The sequence below is a fragment of the Pseudomonas sp. LBUM1645 genome, from assembly GCF_059716185.1.
Genome location: NZ_CP166811.1, coordinates 2,769,115 through 2,783,696, shown reverse-complemented (window position 1 = coordinate 2,783,696; position 14,582 = coordinate 2,769,115). Strand labels below are relative to the sequence as shown.

The window sequence follows — 14,582 nt, the reverse complement described above, 5'->3', positions numbered from 1 at the left end:
CGTGGCCCGGATGCAAGCGTTGGGTTCATACAAGAATCAAGGAAGACTCTTCAAACCATGAAAACCCTACTGTGTTTGCTGATCGCCACTGGCGTCGGCACCGCGCTGCAATATGCCGGTCTCCCTCATGGCCTGTTGCTCGGTTCGATACTCGCCACCGCGTTGATCGCCAGCAACTTGCGTTTTTCCCCGACGCTGCCCTTCAGCCTTGGCTACGTGCAAATCGTGTTGGGGATCGCGACCGGCCTGATGTTCACCTCGTGGAACAGCCAAACGGCGGCCGCCATGTTGCCCAGCCTGGGCTTCATGCTCCTGGGCCTGACGGTCCAGAGCGTCGTGGCCGGTTTGTGGCTGCTCAAGGTCTCGGGATGGAACCCGAAGGACTCCCTGTTAGCCGTGTATCCAGGCGCACTCGCCGCCGTATTCGATTTACTCGAGTCCGAACGCGCGTCCAGCAAAGTGATCGTCGTGCACCTGGTGCGACTGCTGTCGATCACCGTGCTAGTTAGTTTCTGCATTCCCGGACAGACCGACGTGGCACTTGCCGAGAGCAGCCCGCTGCTAACGAATACCGCGCTGACCCTGCTGACACTGATCGCCTTATGCATGTTGCTCGGCCGCTTGCTATTGAGCGTCGGCGTACCGGCACCGTTCATGCTCACCGCGATCGTCGTCACCGGCGTCTACCTCAAGATGGGCTATCTCCAGGCCTTCCACCTGCCGTCATGGAGTGTCGACACCGCCGTGGTCCTCCTCGGCGTGCTGATTGGCTCGAAATTCAAAGACATCAGCCTCGCAGAACTTGTCCGCCACGGACGGGCCGGGTTGATGGCCGTCGCCTTGATGTTGTTGATCGCAGCGGCGTTTGCCGCAGTGGCCGGGCGGGTTCTGGGCAGCGATCCCTTGTCGTTGTGGCTGGCGTACATGCCTGGCGCCATCGAAACCATCGCCCTCGTCGCCTTCAGTGGCGGGCTGAACGTGGTGTTCATCCTGACCCATCACTTGGTGCGAATGGTCGTGCTGCACTTTGCGCCGGCATTGGTCGTTCAGGCGCGGCGCTGGCGGGAAGATGTCTGATCGCAGAAAGGACTAAGTGGGAGAGATCGTGGCCAGGGCACCAATCAAAATGGTCAACACCAGAAATCCACCCAGGAAAATCGCCATCTTGCCCATTGGGCCTCCTACATTATGAGTTTGCGGTGCAGTGGTTTCCGCGACTGCGGAGCGTGCCGTTATTGTGAGCCGGAGGCTGCGTGCATTACAGATGCAGATGGCGCAGGAAAATACGGATCAGAACACCGGATTGGGGCTAGATCGCCTTTAAACGTCAATTCCGCCAGGATCTATTTATGCCGCTGAGTTTTCATAAAATGCACGCCAATGGCGATGACTTCATTATTGTGGACTCGCGAAACGCGGCCAATCCAATGACAAGTACCCTGGCTCGGCGAATGGGGGATCGGCACCGAGGAGTCGGATTCAATCAACTCGCGGTGGTGCTCGATTGCGAGGATGCAGATGCAGATGCAGATGCACGTTTGATGTTCTGGAATGCAGATGGCTCCACGCTGGACGTTTGTGGCAGCGCAACGCGGGGCGCCGCGGATATGTTGATGCGCGAATCAAATACCACTTCGATAGCGCTCCGAACCAACCGTGGTCTACTCACTTGCGAACGAACCTCGACCGGCGCAATTTCCGTCAACATGGGGGAGCCGCTTTTCGGCTGGTCGGATATTCCCCTGTCTCTGGAACTGGATACAGCTGTTTTGCCACTTGCTGGTGACCCAACAGCTTGCAGCATGGGAAATCCGCACTGCACCTATTTTGTGAATGATCTAACGGCCATTGATATAGCGGCAATCGGACCGACAATTGAAACCAACCCCCTATTCCCCCTCAGGACGAACGTGCATTTCGTCCAGATCATTAACCGAAAGCATATTCGGTTGCGCATTTGGGAGCGCTGGGGAGGCATTCCGCTCGGTTCAGGTTCCTGCTCTTGTGGTGCCGCTGTTAACGGAATTCGTCGTGGTTTGTTAGAGAATTCCGTTGAGGTTGAATGTGATGGCGGAACCGTAACGGTTCAATGGGATGGTGTGGGACCTGTTTTTCTTATTGGACCGGTAGAGACGACTTTTTCGGGAACAATCACGGATAGTTTGTTACACGTTTTATAGTGGCTATATCGTGATAAACAGAGGCGGTCCAGAGGACTCGGAGCCCTACCCGGATGCTTGGATAGCAGAGCAGCACGTCTATCTGTCAGCGCTCAAAAAAGGGCAAGATTGATTGGTAATCTCAAGGATCGAGGATAGGAAATGAGTATTTTTAGTCGCATAAAAACTTTCGTAAGACGTGGCCAGGAAGAACAAGTCGCCGGCTACTCCATACCAGAGTTGAAGTCAGTTTTTGCTGAGCCTCTATCACGCCTCCCTCGGCCTCTGACCGACTATCCGCAAGGGGTGTCTTTGGAGGAGATCGGTGTCTCGGCCTATTACTCTGTTTTCTTAATCGGCAATGAAGACGCTCATAAGTTTTCGGCACTCGTCGAATCGAATTTCAGGTTCAAGACTGAAAAACCATTCAACGACCTTCCCGTAAAACGTTATTCAGACATCCGAGAAAACAACCACCTGATCTATTTCAGATCCGACGGAGAATTTAACGCCACAACGATCCGGATGGTTACGAACAGCGTCGAATTTCTGAACATCATTCAGCTTGAGAAATTGGCCGTTCCGCCACCCTGGATAGCGTTTGAGGGGTACAACCCGTTGTGGTGGGGAGGAAATATGCAAGGCGCTCAGGGCTACTATAACGACAGTTACTTCTCGCCGTTTTTTACTAATTTAATCGGCGCAGAAAGGGAAATTTATTACGCAAGGTACGACGCGCCGAATGAATGGATAAATAGCTTGGAATTGATGTACGACGTTGAATGATCGTTTACCTTTCTGGGGCTGCTTCGCAACCCAACGGGGGCAAGCCCCCTCGTCACAAAAAACTAGTCAGCCTTAGCATTTCGTAATCTGGAGCTACGAACTCAAGAGCCACCACCGTTTGTCAGCTCCTCAGCACCTTCCCCTTCCCGGTTTTTCCAACGCTGTACACCCCTCACATGGCAGACCTAAATGATGAACAGGACAATTGCTGCTCTCACGATCGCGGGCCTGTTCGCCTGCTCGCTTTTCGCACTTGCTGCCGAAAAGACGGCTGGAGAATCTGCTGTGCCACCTGCCGCGCTTCCCGGAATCAACCACGCCCAGGGCTCTGAATCCAAGGAGGACAAGGCCGACAAAAAAGGTGAGGAAGCTGCGGGCTCAAACTCCGGTGCCGACTCGGAAGAGACGGACAAAGATGCGGCCACCTCTAGCGGTTCTAAGGACGTTGAAAAAAAACCAACGCAGTACTGAGTTAGCGGTCCGCCCGCTTCGGCCTTAGTGTTGCGTAACCTGCAAGAACTGAATTCCGCCCACAAAAAAGCCCACTGACCGTCACCGGTTCAGTGGGCTTTTGATTAGGCTTCTAGTTACAGAGCCATATCAGTAGCAGCATTAGCTTTTGGCGCCTTAGCCGGAGCAGCCGGAGCAGCAGCCGGAGCCACCACCTGACCAATCGCCGGCGGCGGAGTCAGCTGCAACACCTTGGCGGTGTAAGCCCACTCCTCAGCCACTTTCTCAGGGCTGCCATTCAACTGAGTGCCATAGCTAGGCACGATCTGATGCAGCTTTTCCTGCCAGGCTGGCGAAGCAACCTTGTCCTTGAACACTTTCTGCAGCACGGTCAGCATGATCGGTGCAGCAGTCGAAGCGCCCGGCGATGCACCCAGCAAACCGGCAATGCTGCCGTCTTGCGAGGCAACAATCTCAGTACCCAACTTCAGCACGCCACCAGCAGCTTCATCACGCTTGATGATTTGCACGCGTTGGCCGGCTTGCCACAGGCGCCAGTCTTCGGCTTTGGCGTTCGGGAAGTATTCTTTCAGGGCGTTGAGGCGGTCTTCGTCAGAAAGCATCAGTTGACCAGCAAGGTACTCGACCAGCGGGTATTCCTTGATGCCGACTTTGGTCATTGGCCACACGTTGTGCGTGGTGGTGGTGGTCAGCAGGTCCAAGTACGAGCCTTCTTTCAGGAACTTGGTGCTGAAGGTCGCGAATGGGCCAAACAGGATGACGCGCTTGCCGTCCAGGACACGGGTGTCCAGGTGCGGAACCGACATTGGCGGTGCGCCAACGGAGGCTTTGCCGTAGGCCTTGGCCAGGTGTTGCTCGGCGATGGTCGGGTTCTCGGTCACGAGGAACGAGCCGCCAACCGGGAAGCCTGCGTATTCCTTGGCTTCAGGAATGCCGGACTTCTGCAGCAGGTGCAGTGCACCGCCGCCCGCGCCGATGAACACGAACTTGGCGTCGGTTTCGGTTTTGCTGCCGTCTTTCAGGTTTTTGTAGCTGACGCGCCAGCTGCCGTCTTCGTTCTTGGTGATGTCTTGCACTTCGCTAGACAGTTTCAAGTCGAACTTTGGCGTGGTTTGCAGGTGCGCAACGAACTGGCGGGTGATCTCGCCGAAGTTGACGTCGGTACCGATTGGAGACCAGGTGGCCGCGACTTTCTGGTTCGGGTCACGCCCTTCCATCATCAGCGGAACCCACTTCTTGATCACAGCCGGGTCTTCGGAGTACTGCATGCCGGCGAACAGCGGGCTCGCTTGCAGGGCTTCGTAGCGCTTTTTCAGGAACTTGATGTTGTCATCGCCCCACACAAAGCTCATGTGTGGCGTGGAGTTGATGAACGAACGCGGGTTCTTCAGCACGCCTTGCTGAACCTGCCAGGCCCAGAACTGACGGGAGATCTGGAAGGCTTCGTTGATTTCAACGGCTTTCGGGATCTGAACGTTGCCTTTATCGTCTTCCGGGGTGTAGTTCAACTCGGCCAGAGCGGAGTGACCGGTACCGGCGTTGTTCCAGCCATTGGAGCTTTCCAGGGCGACGCCGTCGAGGCGCTCGACCATTTCCATCGACATACCCGGTTCAAGCTCATTGAGCCAAACACCGAGGGTCGCGCTCATGATGCCGCCGCCAATCAGCAACACATCGACTTTCTTTGCCTCTTCCGCTTGCGCGGACGCGATCCCCATCGACAAAGCCAGCCCCAGCAGGGCCGTGTTCATTTTTTTAAACATGTGTAGCACCTTTGATAAAACGCCATCCGCCCTTCCATCCCCACGCTTGAGGCCCCTGGTTCACGGCATGCAGGCAGCATGCTGTGGGTTCCGCACTCATAAGGATTGGAGGGTGGGCACACAAGGCCGACGTGTCTCCATCGACCTCAGTTTATATGTCCCTACTGAACTGACTTTTTATCGTTATTGGCTTCAGCTACTTGAGCGACAGTGATTCTGTTTGCGCGTCTCAAGGACGCGCAAACTGAATAGGTCAAAGCAAGTTAGGCGAAGAATATCACGACACGGCAAACCCGCGCGTCTGTTCCCGACTTGATAGTCCGGGCAGGAGCGCTGAGCCCACTATACTCATCGTGATTTTCTCGACGAGCCTGTGAGGAGCAGTCATGAGCGACAAAAACGATTTGCGCAAATATTCCTCCCAAGTGGTCGACGGCGTGGAACGCGCGCCGGGACGATCCATGCTGCGCGCCGTGGGTTTCACGGACGAGGACTTCAAGAAACCGCAGATCGGCATCGCCTCCACCTGGGCGATGGTCACGCCCTGCAACATGCACATCGACAAGCTGGCGATTGAAGCCGAAAAAGGCGCGAATGCCGCGGGCGCCAAGGGCGTCATTTTCAACACGATCACCATTTCCGACGGCATCGCCAACGGCACTGAAGGCATGAAGTATTCGCTGGTGTCGCGGGAAGTGATCGCCGATTCCATTGAAGTGGTGGCCGGTTGCGAAGGCTTTGACGGCCTGGTGACCGTGGGCGGTTGTGACAAGAACATGCCGGGCTGCCTGATCGGCATGGCGCGGCTGAATCGCCCTTCCATCTTCGTCTATGGCGGCACCATCCGGCCGGGCGCCGGACACACCGATATCATCTCCGTATTCGAGGCCGTGGGTCAGCACGCACGGGGTGACATCAGCGAAATTCAGGTCAAGCAAATCGAGGAAGTGGCGATTCCCGGCCCCGGCTCCTGCGGCGGCATGTACACGGCCAACACCATGGCTTCCGCGATTGAGGCGTTGGGCATGAGCCTGCCCGGGTCCAGCTCTCAGGACGCCGTCGGCAGTGACAAGGCTTCGGACAGTTTCCGCGCCGGTCAGCAGGTCATGGAACTGCTCAAGCAAGACATCAAACCGCGCGACATCATGACCCGCAAAGCCTTTGAAAATGCGATTCGGGTGGTAATCGCCCTCGCCGGCTCGACCAATGCCGTGCTGCATCTTCTGGCCATGGCGCATGCCGTGGATGTCGAACTGACGCTGGATGATTTCGTCGAGCTGGGCAAGGTGTCCCCGGTGGTGGCCGACCTGCGCCCCAGCGGCAAATACATGATGAGTGAACTGGTGGCCATCGGCGGTATCCAGCCGCTGATGAAGCGCATGCTCGCCGCCGGCATGCTGCATGGCGATGCGCTGACGGTCACCGGCAAAACCCTGGCCGAAAACCTGGAAAACGTACCCGATTACCCCGAAGGTCAGGACGTGATCCTGCCCTTCGACCAACCGATCAAAAAAGACTCCCATTTGGTGGTGTTGCGCGGCAACCTTTCGCCCACCGGTGCCGTGGCCAAGATCACCGGCAAGGAAGGCTTGCGCTTTGAAGGCACGGCCCGGGTTTACCACGGTGAGGAAGGTGCGCTGGCCGGTATCCTCAACGGCGAAGTCAAAGCCGGCGATGTGATCGTAATCCGCTACGAAGGTCCAAAAGGTGGCCCCGGCATGCGCGAAATGCTCTCGCCGACTTCGGCGGTGATGGGCAAGGGGCTGGGCAAGGAAGTTGCGCTCATCACCGACGGCCGTTTCTCCGGCGGTTCACACGGGTTTGTGGTGGGCCATATCACGCCTGAAGCCTTTGATGGCGGCCCGATTGCGCTGATTGAAGACGGCGACAAAATCACCATCGATGCTGAAACACGGCAGATTACGGTCGATGTTTCCGATGCCGAACTGGCCGAGCGCAAGACCCGTTGGGTGCGCCCGGAATCCAAGTACAAACGCGGGGTGTTGGCCAAGTACGCGAAGACCGTGTCCAGCGCCTCGGAAGGCGCCGTGACGGATAAGTACCTCTAGATCAAAAGATCGCAGGCTGCGCCAGCTCCTACATCGATCGCGTACGTCCCGGATGTACGCAAATCCCGTAGGAGCTGCCGAAGGCTGCGATCTTTTAGCCCCGCATCAAAGCCGAAACCGATCCACCGACTGCGACAGCTTGCCCGCCAGGGTGGACAACTCATCAGTGGTTGAGGCAGTCCGGCCAATGATCTTGCTGTTGCCTTCGGACATGCCGGCAATCATTTCGACCTGATGGGCGATTTCATTGCTGGCCAGGCTCTGCTCACCGATGGTGCGGGTGATGTCGTTGACCAGTTGCGTGGTGTTCAACGTGGCGTCGAGGATTTCGCGGATGGCGCGCTCGACGTCGGCGGTCACAGCCATGCCTTTGTCGACCTGCGCCACGCCCGCCTCCATGCTGGTCACTGCCTCGCGGGTGCTTTGCTGGATGCGTGAGACCATCGTGGCAATTTCCTGGGTGGAGGCGCTGGTGCGTCCTGCCAGGCTGCGCACTTCGTCGGCCACCACTGCAAATCCACGGCCCTGCTCACCGGCGCGAGCGGCTTCGATCGCGGCGTTGAGCGCCAGCAGGTTGGTTTGGTCGGCGATGCCCTTGATCACCTGGATGATGCTGAAAATCCCTTCGGACTCCTTGTCCAGCGTGCGGATCACCTGAGCGGATTGTTGCGCCGAACGCGCAATACCATCCATGTCGTTGACCACCTGATGGATCACGCGACCGCCATCCTTGGCCAGTGCCTCGGCCTGATTGGCCATGTTCAGTGCGCGCTCGGCATGCCGAGTGATTTCCTCGATGCTCGCGGTCATTTCGCTGGCGGCCGCTGCCATGGTGCTGGCCGCTACGCTTTGCTGCTGGCTGCTGCCGGCGACTTCGTGGCAGCCACTGCTCAATTGCTCACTCATGCCGCTCACGCCGTGGGCGTTGCTGCGCACGACTTCGATCATGCCGCGCAGGTCGCGTTGCATGGTCGCGAGGCTGCGAATCAGGGCGCTCGCTTCGTCGTTGTGAGTGGGCTCGGCAATCGGTTCGCTCAGGTTGCCATGGGCGATGCGGCTGGCGGTTTGCAACGGACCCATGATGCTCAGCATCACCCCGCGCCCGAGGGCCAGCAGCAATAACAGGCTGGCGATCAGGACGCCGCCGAGGGTGAAGTTGGCGTTGCTGATGACTTTTTGAGTGCCGACACTGGTCTGTTGGGTGTTGGTTTCGATCAGTTCGCTAAGGGCGGCCATCTGGTCTTCCAGCTGGCTGAATACGCTACTGAAACTGCCCAGTTGTTGCTGCGCGGCTTCCGGATTTTCCAGCGCCAGCGCGACGATGCGTTCGGCGGCGCTGATGTAGGTATCGAGGCTGGGCTTGATCTTGTTCAGGCCCGCTTTAAGGGTGTCGTTGACCGGCAGCTTGAGGTTTTCACCGAGCATTTCACGAAAATGCGCCGCATGTTCCTCGATGGAACTGCGCACCTCGGCTTTGCTGCTGGTGCTTTTACCCAACCCGACCAGCATCGCCGACAGCACGTCGGCGCGTAACGCGTCGTGCATCATGTCGGCTTCGAGGTGATTGCGCAGCACGGCCATACTGACCTCGTTGTCATTCACCGCCCCAGCCATCTGGGTGTTCCCCAGGTAACTGACCAGACTCATGATCAACGCGGTAATCAGCCCGGTGCCAATCAGCAGAATCAAACGTAATTTTATGGACACTCTGTGGATCCTCTCTCAGCACGTTTGTCAGTGGCGTAAAGCCAACTGCGGATTGGTTTGCTGAAAAGGTTATCGGCTGGCACGAGTGGTTATTGAAGCGAATATCCATACGCGCATGTCTTTACGACATGCGGTATGTTTTTTCGGTTTTGAGGGCGCCCGAATCAGGCCGCGGAGAAGAAGTAGCGCGTCAGGTGAAAGAAGATCGGCGCGGCGAAGCAAATCGAGTCCATCCGGTCGAGCATGCCGCCGTGACCTTTGATCATGGTCCCCCAGTCCTTGGCGCTCAGACTGCGTTTGATTGCCGACATGACCAGACCACCGAGGAAGCCCATCACCACGATGACGAACGACATCATCAGCGATTGCCAGAAGCTGAAGGGAGTCATCCAGAACATGCAGCCGCCAATCAGTGTTGCGGACAGGCCGCCACCGACCAGACCTTCGACCGTTTTTGACGGACTCACCAGCGGCGCAACTTTGTGCTTGCCGAAGAGCTTGCCGAACACGTACTGCAACACGTCACTCAACTGAACGACGAACACCAGATAGAACAGCAGCAGCGCGTTTTGGCCGGTGAATCCTTCCAGATCCAGGAGCAAAAGCGCGGGTGCATGGCTGATGCAATAAATGCAGATCATCACGCCCCACTGGATTTTTGCAGTCCTTTCCAGGAAACCGTCAGTGTCCTGACTCAGCACCGCAATCGCCGGCAACAGCAGGAATGAATACACCGGAATCAGCAGCGTAAACATCGAATACCAGTGCGTACCGATCAGAATGTATTGCAGCGGGATCAGGATGAAAAACGCCGAAAACAGGGCGTTATGGTCACCCCGCCTGGTCGGTGTCAGGGTGATGAACTCCCTGAGCGCGAACAGAGAGATGAACCCGAACAGGACGACCGTAGCATTGCCGCCCAGCAGGTAGGAAACGAAGAAGATGATGACCATCCCCCACCAGGCATTCACGCGCTGATTGAGGTTTTCGATGGTCGAGACAGCGCCTTCCGTTTTGGCCCGCCGGGCCAGCAATCGACCGGCCACCGAAGCAATCGCCAGCAAGCACGCCAATCCAAAAAAGAACCACAAGAACTTTGCTTCAAGACTCATTTCGACAGCCCCACAATGGCGTTACGCGCGCGTTCCAGAAACACCTGTTTGTCCTCGCCAGCAATCCTTTCCATCGGATTGCCGATACGGATCGTGCAGATGATCGGCAGAGGGACGTGTTTGCCTTTGGGCATGGAGCGATGAAGGTTTTCCAGGTAGATCGGTACCAGGTCGACATCGGGGAAGGTCTCGGCCAGCCGGAAAAGACCTGATTTGAATTCCCCGGGCAGTGCCTCGGATGAGCGAGTGCCTTCCGGAAAGAAGATGATCGAATGACCCGCCTGCACCACATCGAAAATGGGCTCCAGCGCGTTTTTACCGGGCGCCGGTTTACGGTCAATCAACACGGCATTCAGGCCTTTCTGGGAGATGTACGACAGAAACCGGTTCTTTCCCCAATAATCGGCAGCGGCGATCGGCTTCACATTTAACCTGGCCTCGGGCGGCAGGGCCGCAATGATGGCCAAGGTGTCCATATGGCTGGTGTGATTGGCGAAATAGATTCGCTGACGCGTGAGATCCGGCGGGCTCTCCCACCTGGCCGTGACGCCAATCAGCAGTCGAAGAACAGAAATCAGCGCATTACTGATCCACATGGTCGGTCCCCTTCAGCTGCTTGGCGATCGCCAGCGTTCGTGTGACGCAGGTGGCGACTGAGCCAATGGCGATGACAGCCAGCGCGATCAACAGTACGTAGTGAGTGCCATAAACGCTGGCTTCGACGGCATTCAGCAGCAATCCTGCGGTCATCACGGCCATTCGATGCTGCTTGGCCATAGGGCCCATGAAGGTCTGCTTGAGGCCAATCGAGCCGCCGAACACCCTGACATACGCAGTAAGCGCCGCCGCCAGGGCAGCGAACCATCCGAGGTCGGATTGCCCAATGGCATACCCCAACCCTACGATCAGCAGGCTGTCGGCAATCCGGTCCGGGAATTCGTTGTAGAGACTGCCGATGTCGGACTTCTTGCCGCCCTCAATCGCCACCATCCCATCGAAGAGATTGCACAGCAGGCGCAACTGAATGCCGACCGCGCAGAAGATTGATCCAATGACACCGCTATCGATATTGAGCGCCACGACGCCGGCAAGCGCGAAGGCGATGCTGGCGACGGATATCTGATTGGGGGAAATGTCTCTTTTCACCAGAATGTCGGTGATGCGTTTTGCCCAGCCCGCAGAGCGCGTCTTGATGGGCCTTCTGTTGTCATCCACTAGCCAATATCCCTATAAATGATGAGTTACTACGTGTTGCATTGTAATGGCGAGTCGCGCCGACTACACCCAGCAATATGAAGACTTTGCTAACGAACCCTGCTTCTCCCCAGCCAACAGTTTTCACCTTCTTTTTTCGGGACGTCGTTCCTGCCTTAAACCTCGAGAAAAGCCCTCAACGCACGTTCGTTTTTTCCTCGGCTGCATGCTAGGTTGTACGATGACCGATAAGTGATATTTTCACTCTCGCTCCGACGACCCACAACAACAAGGAAACACCCATGAAAAAAGTGAAACTGCTGATTGGATTCTTGTGCCTCTTCAGCGGCTACGTAGCCGCCGCCCCCGCTTCCGCGGACAAGGATGTTGCGCAAGCCGTCGACCATCTGACGCAGGCCATGTTGCACAAGAACATTGCCGAACTGAAAGCGCTCACCGCCGAGAACCTGACCTATGGGCATTCCAGCGGGAAGATCCAGGACAAGAAAGCATTCATTGACGATATCGAAACCGGCAAAAGCGCGTTCAAAACCCTGGAGATGCAGAACCAGACCATCACCGTGTCGGGTGACGTAGCGTTAGTCCGCCATCACTTCTCGGCACAAGCGCTCAAAGGCACCGAAGTGGTTCCGACCGAAATCGAGAACTTCCAGATTTGGCAAAAACAGAAAGGCCACTGGTTGCTGGTAGGCCGACAAGCGTTCAAGTTCTGATTCTTGCTTAACGAAGGGGACGCCGGTCAGCCAGGCTGCGGTGTCCCTACTCTCCCCTTTTATCTACCGTTGATCCGCGAGTTTGACCTGAATCCTATAAAAACATATTTGTATGCTTAAATTGATATTGTCGAACAATCCCATCACCAGAGGGTGCCGTCATGAATATCAAAGTTTTGGCTTTAATGCTGTTGGCGTTCTGTGCTCAACCGGCCTGGAGTCAGAATCCCCCCGCCGCTCCAGCCTCCGCCGACAGCGCTGCGCTGACCACGCGCCTGGCCTTGCGCGACCTGTGGGTCGAGCATATTTTCTGGATCAGAAATTACGCGATCGCCAATCAGGCAGCGGACAAACAGCAAGCCACAGTCGCCGCTGACCAGGTCGTCGACAACGCGACCAAAATCGCCAACAGCATCGCTCCGCTCTACGGCCAGCCCGCAGCCGATCAACTGCTCAAGCTGCTTGCCGGTCACTGGGGCGCGGTGAAACACTACAGCGACGCCACGGTCGCCAAAGACACCAAAGGCAAGCAGGCTGCTGTCACGGATTTGACCAGCAATGCCAAGGCGATTGCGGCGTTTCTGGCCAAAGCCAACCCCAACCTGCCTGAAAACACGCTGGTTGCCATGTTGTCGGCTCACGGCGGCCACCACGTCGCCCAGGTCGATGAACTCGCCGCGCACGACTATGCAGGCGAAGCACGCACCTGGCAGATGATGCGCAGCCATATCGTGTCGCTGGCTGACGCGCTGACGGCCGCACTGGTCAAGCAGTTCCCGGACAAGTTCTGATACCGCGCGAGGGCAAACCATGCTGGAAGGACTGGGCCGTACACAGCAGGACCTGCTCAATGCACTGCTGCACCACGCGGGCGGCATGAGCATTGACGAGTTGGCTGACCATCTTTCGGTGACACGCACCGCCGTTCGCCAGCATCTGGCGGCGCTGGAGCGTGACGCCTTGGTGCTGCGCGGCGAAACCCGTCCGACGGGCCGGCGACCAGAGCAGCTGTATCGGCTCACCGACCATGCGCGCGAGCAGTTCCCTCGCCAATACCAGATGCTGGCCAGTGTGCTGATCGAGGAAGTGGCCGACATCATCGGCCACGATGCCCTGGCTTCGCTGATGCGCAGCATGGGCCGAAAACTGGCCCAGGACCGCGAACCACAGGTGGTTGACGAAGCCAGGATCGTGCAGCACATGAACCAGGCGGGATACGAAGCAGAAGTGTTTTTTCGCTCGTCCGACGACAAGGAAATCGTCGCGCATAATTGCGTCTTCCACCGCCTGGCCGCAGCCCACCCGGTGGTCTGCGAACTGGACTTGGCCTTGATCGGAGCGTTAGGCGGTGGTGAAGTCGATCACACGGAGTGCATGGTGCGCGGCGGCAATGTCTGTCGATTCAAACTGCGACCACTCGTAGAAAAGGCCAGCGAGCCTGATAACTCCGGGCCTTCTGATCGAACAGATCAGGCTGATGATTCACCGGATTGATCCGTAAAAGCCCTTCTTCGACATCGCTCAAACCGTAAGGCGCGTACACCTCGCCAGTCACCACATCCAGACCGATACACGTCCCCGCAATCAGATACCGATTGATGCCATCCTTTGCCGACTGAAGCTTGGGATAAGCCCTGCCAAATCGCTGACCGTACCAAAGGTGAACCCGTGCCTGGTTCTTGATTTCGATGTTTACGTCGACGTCGTGAAAGAGCTTCCGGGCGGCAACGATGACTTCATTCTCGGCCTCCCACGACACGTCTTCATCAAAGTAGAAAACGTCGTAATCCTTGATGCCCCAAGCGGCGGGAAGCCCGGTTTGATGATTCCAGACCGCCTGAAAAAGGCAGCCCGCCGTCAACATGCATTGGTCCAGGCCGAGTGAAGGCAAGCGCCGGGCAATCTCTGCATTTGCCGGATTGGCCATCGCGATCTCAATCAACGTTTCAGCGGTTAACGTCATGCTCTCTCCATGGGACGCATCAAATCCTGGGGGCTGACGATACATTAAAACCGCCTGACGAAAGACCGGGCGCCTGGGTTTCACTCCACTCGGCAGACCGCTAAAGTGGCGCGACCGACACCTGAGAAACGATAAACATGGATGCACTTCACCAAGGAAGTTGCCTGTGCGGCGCAGTGAAATATCGAGTGGCCGCCGAGTTGAAAGCGGTTACCCATTGCCACTGCAGCCAATGCCGCAAGGGTCACGGGGCAGCGTTCGCGACGTATGCAAGCGCACCCAGGTCAGCAATTACGATCATTGCGGGTGTCGAAACGCTGAAAACCTTTAACTCGTCTGAAGGTGTCGCCCGACAGTTCTGTGGCGATTGCGGCTCTTCGTTGTTCTGGTCTGATTCCAAAGGTGAGTTTTCGGATTGGATGTCCGTGGCGATAGGCACGCTGGATACGCCGTTTTTGAGTGAAAAACAGAAACACGTGTGTGTTGCATCGAAAGCGCCGTGGTATGAGATTGAGGATCGCTGGCCAAGAATTGAGTGAGCTTTTTCGGCCAAAAGGCGAAACCACTTGAGGTACATTGATACCTGATCCGCCAAACCAGACAAAAACCCTCAAAACCTCCTGG

The 14,582-nt window shown here is 56.9% G+C and carries 15 protein-coding genes and 1 pseudogene; 9 read left to right on the top strand and 7 right to left on the bottom strand.

Annotation, left to right across the window (positions count from 1 at the left end; translation table 11 throughout):
* The first annotated feature begins 57 nt into the window (after nt 1-57).
* The 4 genes from ACA079_RS12470 (at nt 58) to ACA079_RS12455 (ending at nt 3,416) form a co-directional block, all read left to right on the top strand.
* A complete protein-coding gene (locus ACA079_RS12470) occupies nt 58-1,077 on the top strand; it encodes an AbrB family transcriptional regulator (RefSeq protein ID WP_497703719.1) in 1,020 nt (339 codons plus the stop codon).
* Between the two features lie 272 nt (nt 1,078-1,349).
* On the top strand, nt 1,350-2,180 hold the full coding sequence (gene dapF, locus ACA079_RS12465; protein ID WP_497703718.1) for a diaminopimelate epimerase: 831 nt from the start codon (nt 1,350-1,352) through the stop codon (nt 2,178-2,180).
* Nucleotides 2,181-2,321: 141 nt separating this feature from the next.
* Nucleotides 2,322-2,945, top strand: a complete 624-nt coding sequence (locus ACA079_RS12460; RefSeq protein ID WP_497703717.1) for a hypothetical protein — start codon at nt 2,322-2,324, stop codon at nt 2,943-2,945.
* 192 nt (nt 2,946-3,137) lie between these two features.
* Nucleotides 3,138-3,416, top strand: a complete 279-nt coding sequence (locus ACA079_RS12455; RefSeq protein ID WP_497703716.1) for a hypothetical protein — start codon at nt 3,138-3,140, stop codon at nt 3,414-3,416.
* Between the two features lie 116 nt (nt 3,417-3,532).
* On the opposite strand, the gene mqo is transcribed toward ACA079_RS12455, so the two are convergent.
* Nucleotides 3,533-5,179 carry a malate dehydrogenase (quinone) gene (gene mqo, locus ACA079_RS12450; protein WP_497703715.1) on the bottom strand — a complete coding sequence of 549 codons (1,647 nt, stop codon included), beginning with the start codon at nt 5,177-5,179 and terminating at the stop codon, nt 3,533-3,535.
* Between the two features lie 386 nt (nt 5,180-5,565).
* On the opposite strand from mqo, the gene ilvD reads away from it, so the two are divergent.
* The gene (gene ilvD, locus ACA079_RS12445; RefSeq protein WP_497703714.1) at nt 5,566-7,248 is read left to right on the top strand and encodes a dihydroxy-acid dehydratase; all 1,683 of its coding nucleotides are present in this window, start codon (nt 5,566-5,568) and stop codon (nt 7,246-7,248) included.
* A gap of 105 nt (nt 7,249-7,353) precedes the next feature.
* On the opposite strand, the gene ACA079_RS12440 is transcribed toward ilvD, so the two are convergent.
* From ACA079_RS12440 to ACA079_RS12420, 5 genes and pseudogenes are all read right to left on the bottom strand, one after another.
* Nucleotides 7,354-8,007: a methyl-accepting chemotaxis protein gene (locus ACA079_RS12440; RefSeq protein ID WP_497704316.1), complete on the bottom strand. Its 654-nt coding sequence runs from the start codon at nt 8,005-8,007 to the stop codon at nt 7,354-7,356.
* A gap of 444 nt (nt 8,008-8,451) precedes the next feature.
* Nucleotides 8,452-8,955: pseudogene (locus tag ACA079_RS12435) on the bottom strand (MCP four helix bundle domain-containing protein); the annotation flags it as partial.
* Between the two features lie 164 nt (nt 8,956-9,119).
* The gene (locus tag ACA079_RS12430; protein ID WP_497703713.1) at nt 9,120-10,067 is read right to left on the bottom strand and encodes a phosphatidate cytidylyltransferase; all 948 of its coding nucleotides are present in this window, start codon (nt 10,065-10,067) and stop codon (nt 9,120-9,122) included.
* Nucleotides 10,064-10,663: a lysophospholipid acyltransferase family protein gene (locus ACA079_RS12425; protein WP_046049021.1), complete on the bottom strand. Its 600-nt coding sequence runs from the start codon at nt 10,661-10,663 to the stop codon at nt 10,064-10,066. The genes ACA079_RS12430 and ACA079_RS12425 overlap by 4 nt, the downstream gene beginning before the upstream one ends.
* Nucleotides 10,650-11,282, bottom strand: a complete 633-nt coding sequence (locus ACA079_RS12420; RefSeq protein ID WP_497703712.1) for a CDP-alcohol phosphatidyltransferase family protein — start codon at nt 11,280-11,282, stop codon at nt 10,650-10,652. Before ACA079_RS12420 ends, ACA079_RS12425 begins: the two co-directional genes overlap by 14 nt.
* Nucleotides 11,283-11,563: 281 nt before the next feature.
* Here ACA079_RS12420 and ACA079_RS12415 point away from each other — a divergent pair, with 281 nt between their 5' ends.
* From ACA079_RS12415 to ACA079_RS12405, 3 genes are all read left to right on the top strand, one after another.
* Complete coding sequence (locus ACA079_RS12415; protein WP_134418515.1) at nt 11,564-11,995, top strand: nuclear transport factor 2 family protein; 432 nt, start codon at nt 11,564-11,566, stop codon at nt 11,993-11,995.
* 161 nt (nt 11,996-12,156) lie between these two features.
* A complete protein-coding gene (locus ACA079_RS12410) occupies nt 12,157-12,786 on the top strand; it encodes a hypothetical protein (protein ID WP_497703711.1) in 630 nt (209 codons plus the stop codon).
* A gap of 19 nt (nt 12,787-12,805) precedes the next feature.
* Nucleotides 12,806-13,489, top strand: a complete 684-nt coding sequence (locus ACA079_RS12405; RefSeq protein WP_497703710.1) for a helix-turn-helix transcriptional regulator — start codon at nt 12,806-12,808, stop codon at nt 13,487-13,489.
* Here ACA079_RS12405 and ACA079_RS12400 read toward each other — a convergent pair.
* Nucleotides 13,398-13,958 (bottom strand): nucleotidyltransferase family protein, encoded by a 561-nt coding sequence (locus tag ACA079_RS12400; protein ID WP_497704315.1) that lies wholly within the window; start codon nt 13,956-13,958, stop codon nt 13,398-13,400. The two genes, ACA079_RS12405 and ACA079_RS12400, sit on opposite strands and share 92 nt — an antisense overlap.
* Before the next feature lie 137 nt (nt 13,959-14,095).
* On the opposite strand from ACA079_RS12400, the gene ACA079_RS12395 reads away from it, so the two are divergent.
* Complete coding sequence (locus ACA079_RS12395) at nt 14,096-14,497, top strand: GFA family protein (protein WP_497703709.1); 402 nt, start codon at nt 14,096-14,098, stop codon at nt 14,495-14,497.
* Nucleotides 14,498-14,582 lie beyond the last annotated feature (85 nt).

What these genes read in the sequence shown, in the direction of transcription:
- ACA079_RS12470 (WP_497703719.1), top strand. Translation starts at nt 58, where the DNA reads ATGAAAACCCTACTGTGTTTGCTGATCGCCACTGGCGTCGGCACCGCG.
- ACA079_RS12405 (WP_497703710.1), top strand. Translation starts at nt 12,806, where the DNA reads ATGCTGGAAGGACTGGGCCGTACACAGCAGGACCTGCTCAATGCACTG.
- dapF (WP_497703718.1), top strand. Translation starts at nt 1,350, where the DNA reads ATGCCGCTGAGTTTTCATAAAATGCACGCCAATGGCGATGACTTCATT.
- ACA079_RS12410 (WP_497703711.1), top strand. Translation starts at nt 12,157, where the DNA reads ATGAATATCAAAGTTTTGGCTTTAATGCTGTTGGCGTTCTGTGCTCAA.
- ACA079_RS12415 (WP_134418515.1), top strand. Translation starts at nt 11,564, where the DNA reads ATGAAAAAAGTGAAACTGCTGATTGGATTCTTGTGCCTCTTCAGCGGC.
- ACA079_RS12395 (WP_497703709.1), top strand. Translation starts at nt 14,096, where the DNA reads ATGGATGCACTTCACCAAGGAAGTTGCCTGTGCGGCGCAGTGAAATAT.
- ACA079_RS12460 (WP_497703717.1), top strand. Translation starts at nt 2,322, where the DNA reads ATGAGTATTTTTAGTCGCATAAAAACTTTCGTAAGACGTGGCCAGGAA.
- ACA079_RS12430 (WP_497703713.1), bottom strand. Translation starts at nt 10,067, where the DNA reads ATGAGTCTTGAAGCAAAGTTCTTGTGGTTCTTTTTTGGATTGGCGTGC.
- ACA079_RS12425 (WP_046049021.1), bottom strand. Translation starts at nt 10,663, where the DNA reads ATGTGGATCAGTAATGCGCTGATTTCTGTTCTTCGACTGCTGATTGGC.
- ACA079_RS12440 (WP_497704316.1), bottom strand. Translation starts at nt 8,007, where the DNA reads ATGGCCAATCAGGCCGAGGCACTGGCCAAGGATGGCGGTCGCGTGATC.
- mqo (WP_497703715.1), bottom strand. Translation starts at nt 5,179, where the DNA reads ATGTTTAAAAAAATGAACACGGCCCTGCTGGGGCTGGCTTTGTCGATG.
- ilvD (WP_497703714.1), top strand. Translation starts at nt 5,566, where the DNA reads ATGAGCGACAAAAACGATTTGCGCAAATATTCCTCCCAAGTGGTCGAC.
- ACA079_RS12455 (WP_497703716.1), top strand. Translation starts at nt 3,138, where the DNA reads ATGAACAGGACAATTGCTGCTCTCACGATCGCGGGCCTGTTCGCCTGC.
- ACA079_RS12400 (WP_497704315.1), bottom strand. Translation starts at nt 13,958, where the DNA reads ATGACGTTAACCGCTGAAACGTTGATTGAGATCGCGATGGCCAATCCG.